Below are 16,810 nucleotides of genomic sequence, written 5' to 3'. Positions count from 1 at the left end.
GCCGGCTACCGCTCTTGAGCCATCTTGAGAAAAAGTTCGTAGCGGGCCCGCATTTCTTGCAGACTATCCCCCCCAAACTTATCGACCATCGCGGCTGCGATCTCGAACGCAACGACCGCCTCGACGATGATGCTAGCGGCCGACACGGCGCACACGTCGCTGCGTTCGTAGCTGGCCTCCTGCGGCTCCTTCGTGTCGAGGTTCACGCTGGCCAGCGGCTTGGCGAGCGTGCTGATGGGCTTCTTGGCGGCGCGGACGACCAGCGGCTGGCCGTTGGTCATGCCCCCCTCCAGCCCGCCGGCGTTGTTGGTGGGGCGGGTGTAGCCGAGGTTGGGCGACTGCTTCTGCGACGCGTCGTAGTGGATCGGGTCGTGCACCTGCGAGCCGGGGCGGCGGGCCGCCTCGAACCCGAGGCCGATCTCGACCCCCTTGATCGCCTGCACCGCCATCACCGCTTGGGCCAGCCGGCCGTCCAGCTTGCGGTCCCACTGGGCGTGGGTCCCCAGCCCGAACGGCAGCCCCTCGACACGCACCTCGACGACTCCGCCAAGCGTGTCGCCGGCCTTGCGCGTGCGGTCGATGAGCAACTTGATCTCTGCGTCGCGGTCCGGGTTAAGCGAGTAGACCTCGCTCTTCTCGCGCAGCACGCGGTGCTCGGCAATGGAACCGGCGAGCGGCTCGATGACCTCGCCCCCGAGCTCGACCACGTACCCCAGCGTCTGGACGCCAAACTCCTTGAGCAGCGACTTGGCCAGCCCGCCGGCGGCGACGCGGACCGCGGTCTCACGTGCGCTGGAGCGTTCGAGCACGCCGCGGATGGAGCCGAGGTGCTTGATGGCGCCCGTCAGGTCGGCGTGCCCGGGCCGCGGGCGCGGGAGGTCGTCGAGGCGCTCGAGCTTGTAGTCGCGGTTGACCACCTCCAGCGCGATGGGGCTGCCGAGCGTCTGGCCGTGCCACACGCCGGTGCGGACCTCCACCTTGTCGGTCTCAATGCGTTGGCGTCCGCCGCGGCCGTAGCCCCCCTGGCGGAGCTTGAGGTCGGCGTTGATGGCCTCTTCGTCGATGGTCACCCCGGCGGGGAATCCATCCACCAGGGCGATCAGCGTCTTGCCATGCGACTCGCCGGCGGTCCAGTAACGGAGCATGCGTTGTGGGCAGATATTGGAGGAAGCGGGTGAGGTTTCAGTCTACTTGAGGGGTGGTTGGGGGGCTATCGGGGACACGCCGACCGTAGGTCGGCGCGTCGCTGGTTCCTCCTCGCTACCCCGGGCTCTCTCATCCCCACGCGAACGTCTTGCCCGACAACCGCTCGTACGCCTCGACGTACTTCGCGCGCGTCCCCTCAACAACTTCCGCGGGGAGCTCCGGGGGCGTGCTCTCGCGGTCCCAACCGCTCGCCAGCAGCCAGTCGCGGACAAACTGCTTGTCGAACGACGCCTGCGCCCGCCCCGGTTGGTAGGCGTCCGCGGGCCAGAAGCGGCTGCTGTCTGGGGTGAGCGCTTCGTCGATCAAGATCAGCTCCTCGCCACCGCCCGGCGCGGCCGCGAGGCCGAACTCGAACTTCGTGTCGGCGATCAAGATCCCCTTCTCTAGGGCGTGCGCCGCGCCGCGGCGGTAGAGGTCGAGGCTGCGGCGGCGCAGCTCTTCGGCCAGGCCCGTCCCCAGCTCGGCGGCCATCCGCTCAAACGACACGTTTTCGTCGTGCTCGCCCTGCTCGGCCTTGGTGGCCGGGGTGAAGATCGGCTCGGGGAGCCGGTCGCTCTCCACCAGCCCCGGTGGGAGCCTCTCGCCGCACACCTCGCCGGTTTGCTGGTACTCGTTCCACCCCGAGCCGGCCAGGTAGCCCCGCACCACGCACTCGAACGGCACGACCCGCGCCTGCCGGCACAGCATCACCCGCCCCGCCAGGGCGCCCCGATCGGCGCCCGTCGGGAGGTCCATTTGGTCGACGTCTCCCGTCACCAGGTGGCACGGGCCGCCGAGCAGGTCGAACCAAAACAGGCTGGTTTGGGTGAGCACCCGCCCCTTGTCGGCGATCCCGCTGGGGAGCACCCAGTCGAACGCGCTGATCCGGTCGGTCGCCACCAGCAGCACCCGGTCCCCCAGTTGGTACACGTCCCGCACCTTCCCCCGCCGGGGGGTCAGGCCCGGGATCGAGGATTCAAGCAAGCAGCGGCTGGGCATCGTGGGGCTCCGGGTGGGTGGCAGCCGCACACTTTAGCACCGCTGGCGCCCCGCGTGAAACGGTTGTTGGTCCCACCGCGCAGAGTTACAATCTAGGCTTTCCCGGTACAAAGCAGCACGCGCGCCATGGGCCAGATGCGGTTCGTAGTTCACGACCGGGCTCAGGTTACGCAGTCGCTGCTGGCGCGCACGTTCGCGGTTTCTGGCCAGGAAGAAGTCCCTTATCTGGGCCGCACCTACTTGTCGGGCGACCTGCTGGTGGTCGAACGGCGTGACGATTCTTCTGGATCGGTCCACGTGCCGTGGAACGTCCCCAAATTCGGCGTCTGGCAGCTCGCGACCGCGTCGCTGATGGAACGCGAGAAGCCCTACCTGCTGGAGCTCGAGCTGGCCCGCGGCACGGTCTTCCGGCTGCGTAATCAGCTCGGTTCCTGGCAACTACTGGGGCTCGAGGCGCCCGAGGAGGTGACCGAGCGCGTCGCCGAGGCGACCCGCGCCTTCTCCCGCGCCGCCACCAACCAGGACAACCCCGCAGAGGCGGCCCGCTACGCCACCGAGGCCATGGCCGCCGCGGCCGCCGGTTCGGTCGCCCTGGCCGACACGTACGGCGAGCAGGCGATCCGCGTCCGCGCGGGGGAAACCGAGAAGCTGGGCACCCTGCTGGGGGTCCGCCTCAGCGACTCCGCGCCCGAGGGCGCCATGGCGGAGCGGATCGCCGAAGCCTGCAACATCGTAGCGGCACCGCTGGCGTGGAAGTCGGTCGAGGCGACCGAGGGCAAGCGACGCTGGAAGGCGTGCGACGAGCAGGTGGCCTGGGCCCACCAGCACAACATGAAGGTGATCGGCGGCCCGCTGCTGGAGTTCGACGAGCGGTCGCTGCCGGAGTGGTCGTTCCTGTGGGAAGGCGACTACAGCGCGGTCGCGTCGCTGATGATGGAGCACGTCCGCACCACGGTGCAGCGGTTCCGCGGCCGGATCCACCTGTGGAACGTGGCGGCCCGGGTCAACCACCAACGCGTGCTGGGGCTGACCGACGAGCAGCGTTTGCAGGTGGTGGCCCGCGCGGTGCGCGAGGTCCGCGCCATCGACACGCGGACGCCGATCGTGGTGAGTTTCGACGAGCCTTGGGCAGAGTACATGGCCCACCAGCCGGCGGAGATGGCGCCGCTAGACTTCGCGGACCAGCTCGAGCGGGCCGACCTGGGGATTTCGGGGTTCGGCGTCGAGCTCAACGCCGGATTCCACCCGTTCGGCACGGCGCCGCGCAACCCGCTGGCGTTCAGCCGGCTGATCGACCAATGGAGCCAGCGGCTGGAGCTGCCGCTGCTGGTGATGGTTTCGGCGCCCAGTTCCGCCAGCGCCGACCCGATGGCCCCCCCCAAGGTGAAAGTAGTCGCCGGGGGCGAGGGACGCACGATCGACGCCGACTACCAAGCCGACTGGGCCCGCCGCCGGCTGCCGATGCTGCTGGCCAAGAACTGCGTGCAGATCGTGCTGTGGAACACGCTGGCAGACGACCGCCCCCACGACTTCCCCAACGCGGGGCTGTTCGACTCCACCGGCGCGCCCAAACCCGTGCTCGGGGTGCTGCGCGACGTGCGGGAGAAGTATTTGACGTAGTGCGTACTCGGGGCGAGCCGTCGGCGTCAGCCGCCGGAGCAGGCCAGACTATCCCAACAGGGCGCCGGCGCATGAAACCCTCGTCTTCCGCCATCCCGTGCCTCCGCTACCGCGACGCCCCCGCCGCGATCAAGCAGCTTTGTGAAGTGCTTGGGTTTTCGGAGCACCTGGTCGTCCCCGGGCCGGACGACACGATTGTCCACGCACAACTGGTCCTGGGCGGGGGGATGGTGATGCTGGGTTCGGCGACCGATTCCGCCCATGCCGAGTATCTCAAGCTGATGAAGCAACCCAGCGAGGTCGGGGGCGCCAACACGCAGTCGTCCTACCTGGTCGTCCCCGACGCCGACGCCGTGCTCGCCCGGGTTCATGCCGCGGGCTGGAAGGTGCTGATCGAGATCGAGGATAAAGAGTACGGCGGACGCGACTTCACCTGCGCCGACCCCGAGGGCCACGTCTGGAGCGTGGGGACGTACGACCCGTGGGCGGGTGACGTGTGATCGGGGCCCGCGGCGAGGTGGCTGCCGCCGACGATCACGATGCGGCCTCCCTTCTTGGCCGGCCCCACGCTGCAGGCTAATGAGCGACCGGATCGCCTGTGGCTGGCTCGAGCCGTATCTCGACTCTCTTATTCAAGGCCTTCGCGATGCCGTCGAGCAGGCTAAGCGCATCGCCTTCATACTCCGCGGCCTCTAGGTCGAGGATCACACGCGGCTCGACTCCAACGATTCCAGCAAGCTGATGCTCGGTAAGGCCGGCGTCCGTCCTGGCGTCGTGCGCGACCTGCCCCAGTTGCATCGCGCGTCGATACTGCTGCACCTGAGCATCGGTGTTCGGATCGATCCCGGTCACTCGCTTCAGGACCTGCATCGCGTCGGTGGTGCGTTTCATCTCAATTCTTCCACGCTCGCGGTGAACCGATCAGGGTCGTTCCGCACGCGCTCGAGTCGAGCGACGGCCAGATCGATCTCCTTCGCCTTAATCTTACCTTCTTTCGTCAACCCGTGGCTGAGGAGTGCGACATTCTTGCCAACAAAACCGTACAGGATTCGGTAGTTTACGCCGCGGACCTCCGTTCGCAGCTCGTAAACGCCGTCGCTGAGGTAGTCGGCTCGCGGTCGCCTGAGCTCGCTTCCAAACGATTCGAGTAAGCCAATCAAGGCGATACACTTGGCTGCCGCAGGGCGATTTCTCGCATTGAGTTCACGGAACCACGTGGCAAGCGGCACATCGTCTTCATCACGGTAGATGAGCAAATGTGTAGCGGGCACACCAAAGCCTTTCGAGCGGATGAACGATCTTTACTGCTACGCTACCTGTTCGCGCTACTCCCCCTCCACCTCGTGCACGATCACAATATCGTGCACCCCGCGGGCCATCTCTTTCTGCTCGGGGCCCGCGGCGAGGTGGCTGCCGCCGACGATGACGATGCGGTCTCCCTTCTTGGCCAGCCCCACGCTGCACGCCCAGCGGTCGGCGTGGCGGATGAGCTGCTGCATGTCTTGCGCCGGGGCGTGGCGTAGCGGGGTGACCCCCCAGTACAGGCTCATCTTCCGCAGCGTCTTCTCGCTGGTGCTCACGCCGATGGTCGGCACGAAGCTGCGCTGCTGCGAGAGGCCCAGCGCCGTGGCGCCCGAGTGGCTGGCGCAGAACACCAGCTTCGCCTTGAGGCTGTAGGCCATCTCGCCGGCGCCCTGCACCACGGCCCGGGTGATGGGGTGGAGCGTCGGCTTCGGGTTGGCGTCCGCCTTCGGGGGGCGACCCGCGATGCTCTCCTCGATCGCCAGGCAGATGCGGTTCATCATCTGCACCGCCTCGAGCGGGTACTTGCCGATGGCGGTCTCGCCGCTCAGCATGCAGGCGTCGGCGCCGTCGAGCACCGCGTTGGCCACGTCGGTCACCTCGCTCCGCTTGGGGCGGGTCGATTCGTGCATGCTGTCCAGCATCTGCGTGGCGATGATCGCCGGCTTCTGGTAGCGGTGGCAGGTGTTGACGATCCGCTTCTGCTCGACCGGCATCTGCGCCACGTCGATCTCGACCCCCAGGTCGCCACGGGCCACCATCACCGCGTCGGACGCCTCGATGATCTCGTCCAGACGCTCGATCGCCTCGCGCTTCTCGATCTTCGACACCACCGGCGCCTTGCTCCCCGCGGAGCGGAGGATGTCTCGCAACGCACGCACCTCGTCGGGCGCCCGCACGAAGCTGAGGCTCACGAAGTCGACCCCCGCCTTGGCGGCCCACAGGGCGTGCTGGTGGTCGACGACGCTAATGGCCGGCGCGCTGAGCCGCACGTCGGGGAGGTTGATCCCTTGCCGGCTGCGGATCACGCCGCGTTGGATCACGCGCGTGCGGACCCGGTCGGCGAGCTTCTGCTCCACCCGCATGCTCACGGTGCCGTCGGCCAGCATCACCATGTCTCCCACCGACAGCTCTTCGACCAGCGGCTCGTAGGTGCAGGTGAGCTCGTTGGGGGCGCTGGAGACGTCGCCCTCGACAAAGAAGAACTCGGCGTCGGTCTCGCACAGCATGCGGTCTCCTTCGACGTCGCCCAGGCGTATCTTGGGGCCCCCCAGGTCCGCCAGGATCCCCAGCGGGAGGTCGATCTCTTCGCTGACGGCGCGGATGGCGTCGACCTTGGGCTGCTGCTCCTCGGGGCCGCCGTGGGCCATGTTCAGGCGGAACACGTCCGCGCCGGCGCGGGCCAGGGCGGCGATCATCTTCGGGTCCGAAGAGGCCGGGCCGAGCGTGGCGATGATCTTGGTGCGGGCGCGGCCGCGGATTTCGGTCGACGTAAACATGGCGGGCGTGTGGCGGGGTCGGGGCGGGGGGGCGGGGACGGGCCCTATTGTGCGCGGATAGTGGCGGGCTGGGAATGCTAGTGGGTTGGGAATGCCGGCGGCGCCCTATGGCACGCCGGGGGCTCGGCCCCCGGTCGCCTACCGCTGGAGAACGGTTTCTGTGCTGGCTAGACTAAGACGGTCGCTCCGATTCCCGCTCCACCCCTTGCCCAGCCCCCCACCATGCCAAGCAGCAACTCCGCGTCCCGTCGCCAGTTCCTGCAGGGTTCGCTCGCCGCAGCGACGGCCCCGTATTGGTGGACTTCTTCCTCGTTGGCGGCCGAAGCCACGGCGCCGAGCGACCTGCCCGCGTTCGCCGCGATCGGCCTCGGCGGTCAGGGGAGCGGCATCGCCAACCAGGCGGCCGGCCTGGGGAAGATGGTCGCCGCGGCGGACGTCGACAGCGCTCGGGCCGCCCGGTTCGCCGGCGTCATGGAGAAGAACCACAACCAGAAGATCAACACTGTTGAGGACTACCGCCGGCTGCTGGAACGCAAGGACATCGACGCGGTGACCATCGGCGTCCCCGACCACTGGCACACGAAGATCGCCATCGAGGCGATGCAGGCCGGCAAGGACGTCTACTGCGAGAAGCCGCTGACGCTCACCATCGACGAGGGCAAGCTGATCTGCAAGGTCGCCCGCGATACGAAGCGGGTGTTCCAGGTCGGCACGCAGCAGCGTTCAGACCGGCAGTTTAGCGAGGCGATCGCGCTGGTTCGGGCCGGCCGGCTGGGCGACCTGGAGCGCGTGACCGTCGGCATCGATCAGGCGCCCTACAGCGAGGCGCTCCCCGTGGCGGAGGCCCCCAGCACGCTCAACTGGGACATGTGGCTCGGCCAGGCGCCGGCCGTGGAGTACCGCTTCGGCAAAGACCTCAAGCGTTGGTACGGCAAGAAGTCCGGCGGCGACGGCGGCGCCGACGCCAGCAACGGGCACTACGAGTTCCGCTGGTGGTACGCCTACTCCGGCGGCAAGCTCACCGACTGGGGCGCCCACCACATGGACATCTGCCAGTGGCTGATCGGCCAGAACGGCGACGGCCAAGGCCCGACGCTCGTCACCCCGACGCTGGCAGAGCACCAGGTCGAGTTCGACGAGCAGGGGAACCCCAAGCAGACCGACCGCTACTCGGTCGCGACGAGGTTCGCGTTCAAAATGGACTTCCCCAACGGGGTCGAGGTAAACCTCACCAGCGAAGCCCGCAACGGGCTGCTGGTCGAAGGGACCAAGGGCCGGCTGTTTGTGAGCCGCGGCGGCGTCACCGGCAAACCGGTCGAGGAGCTGAAAGACAACCCGCTCCCCGAGGGCGCCGTCGACGAGGTCCACGGCAAGGGCCGGCCCTGGAACCACATGCAGGACTTCGTGGACTGCATCCGCACGCGCGAAACGCCCATCTCAGACGTCTTCAGCCACCACCGCGCCATCACCTCCTGCCACCTGGCCGGCATCGTGGGGCGGCTCAACCGCCCCGTGGCGTGGGACGCCGCCAGCGAGCAGATCACCGGCGACCCGATCGCCCAGGCGATGCAGCAGCGCAAGCAGCGGAAGGGGTACGAGATCGTCGTCTAACTGATAGCGAAGCGTGGCGGGGGCGCACCCCGACGCGTGAAGCCGGAATCCCCAATGACCAAGCCCGAATGACCAAGCAGCGCACGCGACCGACAGGCGTCCTTGGTCATCTAGGCTTGGTCCTGGGTCATTAGTCCTGTTCCGACCACGTGCCCATCAGTTCTTTATGCCCGACTGGACCGGCAAAACCGCCCTCGTGACCGGCGGTTCGGCGGGCCTGGGGCTGGCGATCGCCGGGGCGATCCGGCGGCGCGGGGCCGACGTGGTGCTGGTCGCCCGCAACCAGTCCCAACTCGCGCAGGCGTGCGCGGGGCTCCCCGGCGCGGTAGCGCTGTCGGCCGACCTCGCGGTCGGCGGCGAGGCGACGCGCGTGGTGAACGAGACGGCCGCCCGGTTCGGCCGGCTCGACCTGGTGGTGCACGCCGCGGGGCGGTCGACCCGCGGTCGCGTCGTCGACACCCCCCGCGAACAGTTCGAGGCGCTGCTGGCGCTGAACACGCTGGCGGCCATCGAACTGGCCCAGGCCGCGGCGCCGTCGCTGGTCGCCTCACGCGGGTCGCTGGTGCTGATCGGCTCGCTGGCGACGCACGTGGCCCCCAAGTTTCTGGGCGCCTACCCGGTGAGCAAGCACCCGCTGGCGGCCCTTGCCCAGCAGTTGCGGCTGGAGCTCGGCCCCGAGGGGATGCACACGCTGTTGGTCTGCCCCGGCCCGATCGCCCGCGCCGACTCCGCCGATCGCTACGCAGACCAGGCCGCCGACCTCCCCCCCGAAGCCCGCAAACCGGGCGGGGGCGCCAAGGTGCGGGCCCTCGACCCGCAGCGGCTCGCCGAGCAGATATTGGCTGCCTGCGATAAGCGGAAAGCGGAGCTGGTGATTCCCAAGAAAGCGCGGCTGCTGTTCGCGCTTTCGAGGCTGTTTCCCGAGTGGGGCGATCGGCTGCTCAACAAGAAAATGGAGTAGAGCCGGGAGCGTCAGCGCCCGGAGGAAGGGTCATGCGCGACAAAACTCCGAGCGCTGACGCTTCCGGCTCCATCACGTCGCCGGGGTGGCGCCGACCAGGCTCAGCGTCATCGCCCGCATCACGCTCTCGACCTCTTCCATCTCTTCGTCCTCGGCCTGGTAGAGCACGACGCAGGTGTCGTGCCCGCGGTGGAAGACGCGAGTGAGGGCCGTGCTAGTGAGGTCCAAATAGGTGAACCGCATGTCGTTGCCGACCAACAGCACGGCGCCGATGGGCTCGCTGACTTCTTCCGACTCCAGGTCGGGGTACTCTTCGCGCATCGCCGACAGCAGGTCAGCGGCGGTCTGCTGCGTATCGAGCAGGCCGCTGTAAAGGCTCACGGTCCAGAACGCTGTGTCGCGGCCCAAGACGGTCACCTGGGCGGTCGCGTCGTCGTCGTCGTTCGACTCGTCGAGCGTCCAGTCGGACGGGTAGAGAAAATGCAGGCCGTGCTTGTCGTACGTCGCGGACATGGGGGCTAAGAATGGGGACTGGCTCGTTGTCGCACGTCGTACGCCGCCCCGGCATCGGAGCGAAAAGCGACAGCGTGCCTGCCTCCATTTTTAGCCAACGCGGACCGCAGCACTACCCCGTCCGACGCACCGGTAGAAAGTGCTCGTCGGGCATCAGCATGCGGTCGAGCCGCAGGCCGAACTTCTCGCCGACCTTCACCACGTCTCCCTCGGCAAACGGGCGGTCGCCGACCGACATCTCCAGCATCGCGTCGCAAGGCTTGTCGAACATCAGCAGCGACCCCGGCACCAGGGCCATCACTTCTTCCACCTTCTGCCGCTTGGCCGCCAGCGTCACGCTCACCTGCACCCGCACCTGCAGCAGCGTGCGGGCGTACGGGGGCAGCTCGCGGAAGTCGCGGGGCCGGGGCTTTTCGGGCGTGGGTGTGGGATCCGGCATACGCAGAAGAGTATCGGCGAAACTGCCCCGCAGACTTTCCCCAACCTGCCAACCGCCCTTTTAGAGCAGTCACCCGGTAGCCCTGCGGCTATTGCGGTTTGTAAATTGGGTATAATGACGCCGACTCCGATCCGTACCAACCGCTGGCGCTGCTGTCATGACCGTGATGCTTGAATCCGCACACCCGCTCCCCCCCTACAAATCGCTCAGCAACGACGAGCTGGTCGAGCGGATCGACGCCGTGCGGGCCGATTTGGGCCCCAAGCTGCTGATCCTGGGGCACCACTACCAGCAGGACGAGGTGATCGCCCGGGCCGACCTGCGGGGAGACAGCTACCAGCTCAGCCAAATGGCGGCCGACAGCACGGACTGCCGGATGATCGCCTTCTGCGGCGTCCACTTCATGGCGGAGACCGCAGACATCCTCGCCAACCGCCCAGAGAAGCTCGCGGAGCGGGGCGGCGAGCGTGTCCAAGTGGTCCTCCCCGACCTCGCGGCCGGCTGCTCGATGGCGGACATGGCCGGCATCGCCCAGATCGAAGACGCCTGGGACGCGCTCGGCGAGGTGATCGACACCCAGCGGCTGATCCCGGTCACCTACATCAACTCGGCCGCCAGCCTGAAGGCGTTCGTCGGCCGGCACGGCGGCATCGTCTGCACCAGCAGCAACGCCCGGGCCGCCATCGAGTGGGCGTTCAAGCGGGGCGACAAAGTCATGTTCTTCCCGGACCAGCACCTGGGGCGCAACACCGCGATGGGGATGGGCATCCCGCTCGACCAGATGCCGGTGTGGGACCCCTACGCCCTTGACGGCCTGGGCGGAAGCACGGAGCAGCAACTGCAAAAGAGCAAGGTCATCCTCTGGAAAGGCCACTGCAGCGTCCACCAGATGTTCCGCCCCGAGCACGTCCACTCGCTTAGAGAAAAACATCCGGGCATCCAGATCCTCGTCCACCCCGAGTGCCCCCGCGACGTGTTCGAGCTGGCCGACTACTCCGGCTCCACCGGCAAGATCATCCGCACGGTCCAAGAGGCGCCCCCGGGCACGAAGTGGGCCATCGGCACCGAGCTGCACCTGGTGAACCGCCTCAAGCAAGAACACCCCGAACAAGAGGTGTACTTCCTCTCGCCGGTGGTCTGCATGTGCGCCACCATGTACCGCATCGATCTGGCGCACCTCTGTTGGAGCCTGGAGAATATGCAAGCGGGGTCACCCGTGAACGTGATCGAGGTAGATGAAGAGACGGCGCGCTGGAGCCTGGTGGCGCTGGAGCGGATGCTGGAAGTGAAGTAGCGACGGACGGTTCACCACAGAGTCACAGAGGACACGGAGAAGGAACAGAGGACGCAAGCAAACAAGCACACCAGAGCCCAATAGCTGCCGACCTACGCGTCGGCGCGTCGGCGGAACACCCACCGCGCCGGGAGCAACGCCAGCGCCACAAACACCGCCACGTTCCAGACGCGGCCCCAGTGGACCTGGACCCCGACGAGCCGCGTGACGGTACCCTTGGATGGCCAGTCGAGGTTGGCGATCTCGTGGACCTCGATCGGATCGTCGGTGACGAGCACGAGCGATCTGGCGGCGGCGGCATCTTTGGTACGATTTGCGAACCGCACTAAGCAATCTCTCATCGCGACGGCTCGGCCTTGTCGTCTGCGAATCTGGCAGTAGCTGGTCGCGAAGTATCCCTGGTGGACTGTGTTCATCTCGTACTGATCGTCTCCCGTCATCAGGCTTGTGAACTCGTCGATTGTCAGATCGACCGGTTCGTACCACTTCGCTTGCTTGATCGCGGTCTGCACGACCAGCACACGATCCGCGGCGCATGATTGCATGTTCGCCAGAGGCGGCGGGCCCCACAACGTGCCGTCACCGGTAACGGCTAGATAATAGGCCCCGTCGTCTGGCAAGCCGTAGAGTTGAAAGGTCGGGCTCGTCAGGCCCAATACATGGGTCGACTCGAACACGGCTAGATTTGCTGGGCTGTCCCAGGGTTCGTCTAGCCGGATCCTCTTGTAGAGCTCTGGCTCCTCGAGGTAGGGCAACAGCAACGTCCGCCAGCTATGCAGCGGCTTCCCATTTTTGTCCTTCGTGCAGGGAGGCGGCAAGGCGCCGTGGTCCCGTTGATAGCTTGCGAGGGCAAGAGCGCACTGCTTGATTACGGACGCCTCCATGTTGCGGTAGCTCGGGGTGCGCACTGTGTCGAAGGGGAAAACGAGTGCGCCCAGGATTGCGGTCGCAACTAGCAGTGCAACAGAGGTGGCGGCAAACAGCGGTCGCCGCAGCCATTCGCGCACCCACCACCAAAACCCCGGCACGAGCGCCGCTACCAACAGCCCCGCGGCGCCGAAGATCCGGATGCCCACCGCGATTAGCGCAAACACGTACAGCAGCGTGGTAAGCCGGAACCGCATCACGCCTCCCCCTCCACCCGCCGCGAGAACGCCCACCGCGCCGGCGCCAGGCTTAGCAGGCAGAACGCCGTGAACACCGCGATGCGGCCGTGGTCGAGTTGGGGCTCAACGGCGTTCTCCTGAAAGTCGAAACCTATCGTCTCTCCCCCATTGCAAGTGAGTAGTGCTTCGGCTGTCTCGCGAGATAGAGTTCCGCGGATAGTACTGATGTGTCCGTCCGCAAAGACCACATGGAGCACGGGCGCGGGGTGATAGAACAGACTATGGTCCCAAGTGTGGCTGCTGTGCGACCTCCACTCGATTGCGCCCGTCAACAGATCAACGGCTTCGACGAACGATAGGTCCCGCGGTTCGGCCCACTCGGCGCCAAGATCGGCTTCGATCAGCATGATCGTGTTGGCTGCGCCATCTGGAATCGACGCGAGCGAGGTCTTCTTTGCAGACCATACAGTTCGGTCGTCTACGATCGCGTGGTAGCTGGTCGTAGACGAACCGGGCTTCGCTGCGGAACAGCGGTACTCTTCCACGGGCAGCGACGTTGCCGCTCGATTGGCCGGTGCGTTCCAAGCTTTGGTCAGGTCGATCCGTTGGTACAGGGAGTTCTGGCCGACGTGAGGGAGAAGCAGAGTACGCCAGCTATGGAGTTCTTCGCCCGAACCGGAACGCACAATGGGCGAGGGGGGCCCGCCGTTGGCTGCGTCGAATGCAAGGACAGCAAGCGCGACCTGTTGAATCTGGTAGAGGCAGTAGCCACTACCGGCGGACGACCGCGCGCTGTCAATCGCGGGCAAAAGCTTGACGACAAGCGCACCGGCGACTAGCAAGAACACGCCGAGAACTTTCGGGACTATGCCTACGCTCTTAGGAGGCGTCGACCACAGCACAAGAACCCAACCGCCAAAGACCATGGCCGCAGCTAAGATCCCCCGCGGACCGCATGTAGCGATGCTCACCGCGATCAACGCGATCACGTACAGCAGCGTGGCAATCCGGAACCGCATCACGCCTCCCCCTCCACCCGCCGCGAGAACGCCCACCGCGCCGGCGCCAGGCTTAGCAGGCAGAACGCGGCGAAGACGGTGATGCGGCCGTAGTCGAGTTGGGGGTTGAAGCTCGTGCCGAAGGCCGTTCGGTCTATTTCTTCTCCGCCATTGGCGGTCAGCAGCGCGGTTGCAAGCTCCCGCGACAGCGGCCGACACAACGACTCGCTATTACCGTCCGCGAACAGCACGTTGAGTGCGTAAGCCGGTCGATAGAAATAGCCGCAGTCGACCTGATGCCCGTGGCCCTTGCTCCACTCATTGGCGCCGGTTAGCAGGTCAACCGCTTCTTCGAACGTCAAGTCGCGCGGCTCGGCCCAGCAAACGCCAAGGTCCGCCTCGATGAGTAGGATTGTACTCTCCAAACCATCAGCAGCCGCACTGAGTATGGAGTTCTTCGCGGACCAAATCGTTCGGTCGTCAACGATCGCAAAGTAGTGCGAATCGGGTGCGGAACGGTGCTCAGGACAGCAGAAAATTATCACTGGAAGCGATGTCAGAGGAAGGTTGATCGGACGGTCCCACGCCTCGGCCAAATCCAGCTCGTTGTAGAGCGGCTCTTCCTCAAGATGCGGGAGCATTACCGTTCGCCAGCTATACAGCGGCTCGCCTACCTCGGAGTGTATGGTCGTATCGGGGAGGCCGCCATTCGCTTGGGCATAAGTTTGCAGAGCCATTCCCATCTGCCTCATCTGGTGTCGGCAGGTGGATCGAGGGGGAGCTGGACCACTCCGTACTACCGGCAAGAAAAATGCCATTGCGATAACAGGAAGCAGGATCGCCAACGTCCAAGTGAAAAAGGTCCTCGCCGCAGCGAAGCGGAGGGCGCCCCACAGCCCAAGCAGCACGACTGCCGCCAAGATCCCCCACGCTCCAAACGCGGCGATGCTCACCGCCACGTAGGCAATCACATACAGCAGCGTGGCAATCCGGAACCTCATCCCAACACCCCTCACCCTAGGACTCGCCCCCCTACCCTGCGATTATTGCGGCTCCAGCGGTCTAGGGCACGCGTCCGGAACCACACCGGGGTTTGGCCGAAGGCCTTGTTCACCGTAGCCTGGGGCGCCGCCCCAGGTAGCCGCCGCCAAGCGCGTCGTTTGGCCAACGGCCATAATCACCTGAGACGCAGATGAATACGGCGTTCGGTCAAACCGCTGACACCGCCCAAGTTCCTAGGGCGTTGCCCTAGGCTACGGTAACGTAGGCCTTCGGCCAAACGCGAGCGTTATTCTTGAGCGATCCTTAGCCCCACATTTCTGCATCATGTCTGACTGGCCCGATTACGAGCTCATCGATTTTGGCGCCGGGCGGAAGCTGGAGCGGTTTGGGGGGCTGCTGGTCGACCGTCCCTGCCCCGCCGCCGCAGACGCTACCCGGCGTGATACGCCCCACTGGCGCGAACCCAAAGCAGTCTACACCGGCGCGAAAGTAGGAGACGGGAAATGGCGCGTGGCGGACGGGGTCCGCCCGGCGTTGAGCGTCCCGCTCAACATCCCGCTCAGCGAGGCCCTCGGCTTCGGGGCCAAGCTCGACCTCTCCCCCGCGGGTCAGGTGGGGCTGTTCCCCGAGCAGTTCGAGAACTGGCAGTGGATCGCAGCGCAGGCGCGGCGCGCGGGGCGCCCGCTGCGGGTGCTGAACCTGTTCGCCTACACCGGCGGCAGCACGCTGGCGGCCGCGGCCGCGGGGTGTGAGGTGACGCATGTCGACGCGTCGAAGCCCTCGGTAGCGCTGGCGCGCGAGAACGCGGCGCTTAGCGGGCTGGAGGGGGCGCCGGTGCGGTGGATTATCGAGGACGCGGTGAAGTACTGCGAGCGCGAAGTGCGCCGCGGTAGCCGGTACGACGGGGTGATCCTCGACCCCCCCAGTTACGGCCACGGCCCCAAGGGAGAAGACTGGCGGCTGGAGCGCGACCTGCTGCCGCTATTGGAGATTTGCGGCGAACTTGTCGACCGCCGCCCGGTCTTTTTCTTGTTGACCTGCCACACCCCAGGGGTCGGCCCCGCCGAGCTAGCGGCCTACCTCAGCGACGGCCTATTCGGATCCTGCGGCCAACCCCCAGCCACCGGCACGCTGTACCTGCGGACCCCCGACCGCCGCCGCCTAGAAAGCGGCGTCTTCGCCCGCTGGCCTGGGTGATATACTTAGAAACGGCTCAACAATAACTTCCAAGTTTGGCCGAAGGCCATCCTTCACTGTAGCCTGGGGCAAGCGGAGCGCCGCCCCAGGTGATGTGGCGCCGGTGGAAGTTTGGCCGAAGGCCATATTCACCGCGTCCGTAGTCGCAACGGTGAGTATGGCCTTCGGCCAAACAGCGCTTCGCGGGTGTCTAGCTACGGCGTTGCCGTAGGCTACGGTGAACAAGGCCTTCGGCCAAGTGCGGCGATTGTATCTGAATCGATCCTTAGTGAAAGAAGATTCTAAGATGACGATGCTGAAAGTGACGACGATCGATAACCAACTAGCGGTAGTGCTGTCGCCGGAGTTGGCCGCTCACTTGAACGCGTCCGCCGGGGATGAGCTCCTCACGGAAGTAGGGTCGAACGGTCGCATCCTCATCTTCTCGAAGCCGATCGTTGACTCTCAAGTCAAGGTTCTGAACGAAGTGATGGATCGCCGGAAAGACGCCCTAGGTCGGTTGGCGGAGTAACTCTCTCAGCAACGAGTTTCTCTCGAAAAGTCGCAAAGACGCCAAGGATTTGCGGTCACTGATTTCCTTGATTTCCTTTGCGCCTCCGCGCCTCTGCGAGAGACCCTTCGCCAACGACAAAAGCCCCCATGCGAACCAGCTTCCCCCGCAAACGCCCTCCCGCCACCGATCTGGCCGCGGTGATGACGCCGATGATCGATGTGGTGTTCTTGCTGCTGATCTTCTTCCTCTGCACGTCCAGCTTCCAGCGGCCGGAGAAGACGCTGCCCGCCAGCCTGTTGATGGCCAGCGACGGGGCCAGCGACCTGTCGGTCGAGCCGGAGCCGGAGCTCGAGCGGGTGACGCTGGCCGCACGCGTCGGGGCGAGTGGAACGCGGTGGCTTGTGAACGAGCGGCCCGCCGCCTCGCTGGCGGACGCCACGGCGCTGCTAAGAACGCTGGCCGAGATCGACCCGTCACTTCCAGTAACGATCGACGCGGCGTCCGAGGTGCCCATGGGAGACCTCGTAGACGGCTACGACGCCGGGCGGCTGGCGGGGTTCACCAAGGTCCAGATCGCGGCCGGGGAGTAGG

18 protein-coding genes and 1 pseudogene are annotated in these 16,810 nt (G+C 66.2%); 8 read left to right on the top strand and 11 right to left on the bottom strand.

What is annotated here, in order from left to right:
- Positions 1-5: 5 nt before the first annotated feature.
- Together aroC and Pla175_RS03360 are read right to left on the bottom strand one after the other, a co-directional pair.
- On the bottom strand, positions 6-1,145 hold the full coding sequence (gene aroC / locus Pla175_RS03365; protein WP_145281285.1) for a chorismate synthase: 1,140 nt from the start codon (positions 1,143-1,145) through the stop codon (positions 6-8).
- A gap of 130 nt (positions 1,146-1,275) precedes the next feature.
- Positions 1,276-2,184, bottom strand: coding sequence for a phosphoribosylaminoimidazolesuccinocarboxamide synthase (locus Pla175_RS03360; RefSeq protein WP_145281284.1), 909 nt, complete (start codon positions 2,182-2,184; stop codon positions 1,276-1,278).
- 135 nt (positions 2,185-2,319) lie between these two features.
- On the opposite strand from Pla175_RS03360, the gene Pla175_RS03355 reads away from it, so the two are divergent.
- A complete protein-coding gene (locus Pla175_RS03355; RefSeq protein WP_145281283.1) occupies positions 2,320-3,804 on the top strand; it encodes an endo-1,4-beta-xylanase in 1,485 nt (494 codons plus the stop codon).
- Between the two features lie 71 nt (positions 3,805-3,875).
- Positions 3,876-4,304 (top strand): VOC family protein, encoded by a 429-nt coding sequence (locus Pla175_RS03350; protein ID WP_145281282.1) that lies wholly within the window; start codon positions 3,876-3,878, stop codon positions 4,302-4,304.
- Between the two features lie 76 nt (positions 4,305-4,380).
- Here the strand turns inward: Pla175_RS03350 and Pla175_RS03345 are convergent, their stop codons facing one another.
- From Pla175_RS03345 to pyk, 3 genes are all read right to left on the bottom strand, one after another.
- Complete coding sequence (locus tag Pla175_RS03345; protein ID WP_145281281.1) at positions 4,381-4,695, bottom strand: helix-turn-helix domain-containing protein; 315 nt, start codon at positions 4,693-4,695, stop codon at positions 4,381-4,383.
- The gene (locus tag Pla175_RS03340) at positions 4,692-5,060 is read right to left on the bottom strand and encodes a type II toxin-antitoxin system RelE/ParE family toxin (protein WP_197527239.1); all 369 of its coding nucleotides are present in this window, start codon (positions 5,058-5,060) and stop codon (positions 4,692-4,694) included. Before Pla175_RS03340 ends, Pla175_RS03345 begins: the two co-directional genes overlap by 4 nt.
- 69 nt (positions 5,061-5,129) lie before the next feature.
- Positions 5,130-6,605: a pyruvate kinase gene (gene pyk, locus Pla175_RS03335; protein WP_145281279.1), complete on the bottom strand. Its 1,476-nt coding sequence runs from the start codon at positions 6,603-6,605 to the stop codon at positions 5,130-5,132.
- Positions 6,606-6,827: 222 nt separating this feature from the next.
- Here pyk and Pla175_RS03330 point away from each other — a divergent pair, with 222 nt between their 5' ends.
- Both Pla175_RS03330 and Pla175_RS03325 read left to right on the top strand, forming a co-directional pair.
- Positions 6,828-8,216 (top strand): Gfo/Idh/MocA family protein, encoded by a 1,389-nt coding sequence (locus tag Pla175_RS03330; RefSeq protein ID WP_145281278.1) that lies wholly within the window; start codon positions 6,828-6,830, stop codon positions 8,214-8,216.
- 166 nt (positions 8,217-8,382) lie between these two features.
- Positions 8,383-9,177, top strand: a complete 795-nt coding sequence (locus tag Pla175_RS03325) for an SDR family NAD(P)-dependent oxidoreductase (protein WP_145281277.1) — start codon at positions 8,383-8,385, stop codon at positions 9,175-9,177.
- Between the two features lie 72 nt (positions 9,178-9,249).
- On the opposite strand, the gene Pla175_RS03320 is transcribed toward Pla175_RS03325, so the two are convergent.
- Together Pla175_RS03320 and Pla175_RS03315 are read right to left on the bottom strand one after the other, a co-directional pair.
- The gene (locus Pla175_RS03320; RefSeq protein WP_145281276.1) at positions 9,250-9,690 is read right to left on the bottom strand and encodes a hypothetical protein; all 441 of its coding nucleotides are present in this window, start codon (positions 9,688-9,690) and stop codon (positions 9,250-9,252) included.
- A gap of 112 nt (positions 9,691-9,802) precedes the next feature.
- On the bottom strand, positions 9,803-10,129 hold the full coding sequence (locus tag Pla175_RS03315; protein WP_145281275.1) for a FliM/FliN family flagellar motor C-terminal domain-containing protein: 327 nt from the start codon (positions 10,127-10,129) through the stop codon (positions 9,803-9,805).
- A 157-nt stretch (positions 10,130-10,286) separates the two neighbouring features.
- On the opposite strand from Pla175_RS03315, the gene nadA reads away from it, so the two are divergent.
- Entirely contained in the window at positions 10,287-11,423 is a 1,137-nt protein-coding gene (nadA, locus tag Pla175_RS03310) for a quinolinate synthase NadA (protein WP_145281274.1), read from the top strand.
- 92 nt (positions 11,424-11,515) lie between these two features.
- On the opposite strand, the gene Pla175_RS03305 is transcribed toward nadA, so the two are convergent.
- The 4 genes and pseudogenes from Pla175_RS03305 to Pla175_RS26975 form a co-directional block, all read right to left on the bottom strand.
- Positions 11,516-12,547 carry a DUF1559 family PulG-like putative transporter gene (locus tag Pla175_RS03305; protein WP_145281273.1) on the bottom strand — a complete coding sequence of 344 codons (1,032 nt, stop codon included), beginning with the start codon at positions 12,545-12,547 and terminating at the stop codon, positions 11,516-11,518.
- Complete coding sequence (locus tag Pla175_RS03300; protein ID WP_145281272.1) at positions 12,547-13,548, bottom strand: DUF1559 family PulG-like putative transporter; 1,002 nt, start codon at positions 13,546-13,548, stop codon at positions 12,547-12,549. The genes Pla175_RS03305 and Pla175_RS03300 overlap by 1 nt, the downstream gene beginning before the upstream one ends.
- A complete protein-coding gene (locus tag Pla175_RS26405; protein ID WP_231954175.1) occupies positions 13,548-13,952 on the bottom strand; it encodes a hypothetical protein in 405 nt (134 codons plus the stop codon). The genes Pla175_RS03300 and Pla175_RS26405 overlap by 1 nt, the downstream gene beginning before the upstream one ends.
- Before the next feature lie 33 nt (positions 13,953-13,985).
- Positions 13,986-14,345 (bottom strand): annotated as a pseudogene (locus Pla175_RS26975) (DUF1559 family PulG-like putative transporter); the annotation flags it as partial.
- 508 nt (positions 14,346-14,853) lie between these two features.
- Here Pla175_RS26975 and Pla175_RS03290 point away from each other — a divergent pair.
- The 3 genes from Pla175_RS03290 to Pla175_RS03280 all read left to right on the top strand — a co-directional run bounded on the left by Pla175_RS03290 (position 14,854) and on the right by Pla175_RS03280 (position 16,809).
- The gene (locus tag Pla175_RS03290) at positions 14,854-15,726 is read left to right on the top strand and encodes a class I SAM-dependent methyltransferase (RefSeq protein ID WP_145281270.1); all 873 of its coding nucleotides are present in this window, start codon (positions 14,854-14,856) and stop codon (positions 15,724-15,726) included.
- Positions 15,727-16,012: 286 nt separating this feature from the next.
- A complete protein-coding gene (locus Pla175_RS03285; protein WP_145281269.1) occupies positions 16,013-16,237 on the top strand; it encodes an AbrB/MazE/SpoVT family DNA-binding domain-containing protein in 225 nt (74 codons plus the stop codon).
- 128 nt (positions 16,238-16,365) lie between these two features.
- Positions 16,366-16,809 (top strand): ExbD/TolR family protein, encoded by a 444-nt coding sequence (locus Pla175_RS03280; RefSeq protein WP_145281268.1) that lies wholly within the window; start codon positions 16,366-16,368, stop codon positions 16,807-16,809.
- Position 16,810 lies beyond the last annotated feature (1 nt).

This window comes from Pirellulimonas nuda (assembly GCF_007750855.1).
In the GTDB taxonomy this organism is placed as follows: domain Bacteria; phylum Planctomycetota; class Planctomycetia; order Pirellulales; family Lacipirellulaceae; genus Pirellulimonas; species Pirellulimonas nuda.
This window is presented reverse-complemented; position numbering and strand designations above follow the sequence as displayed.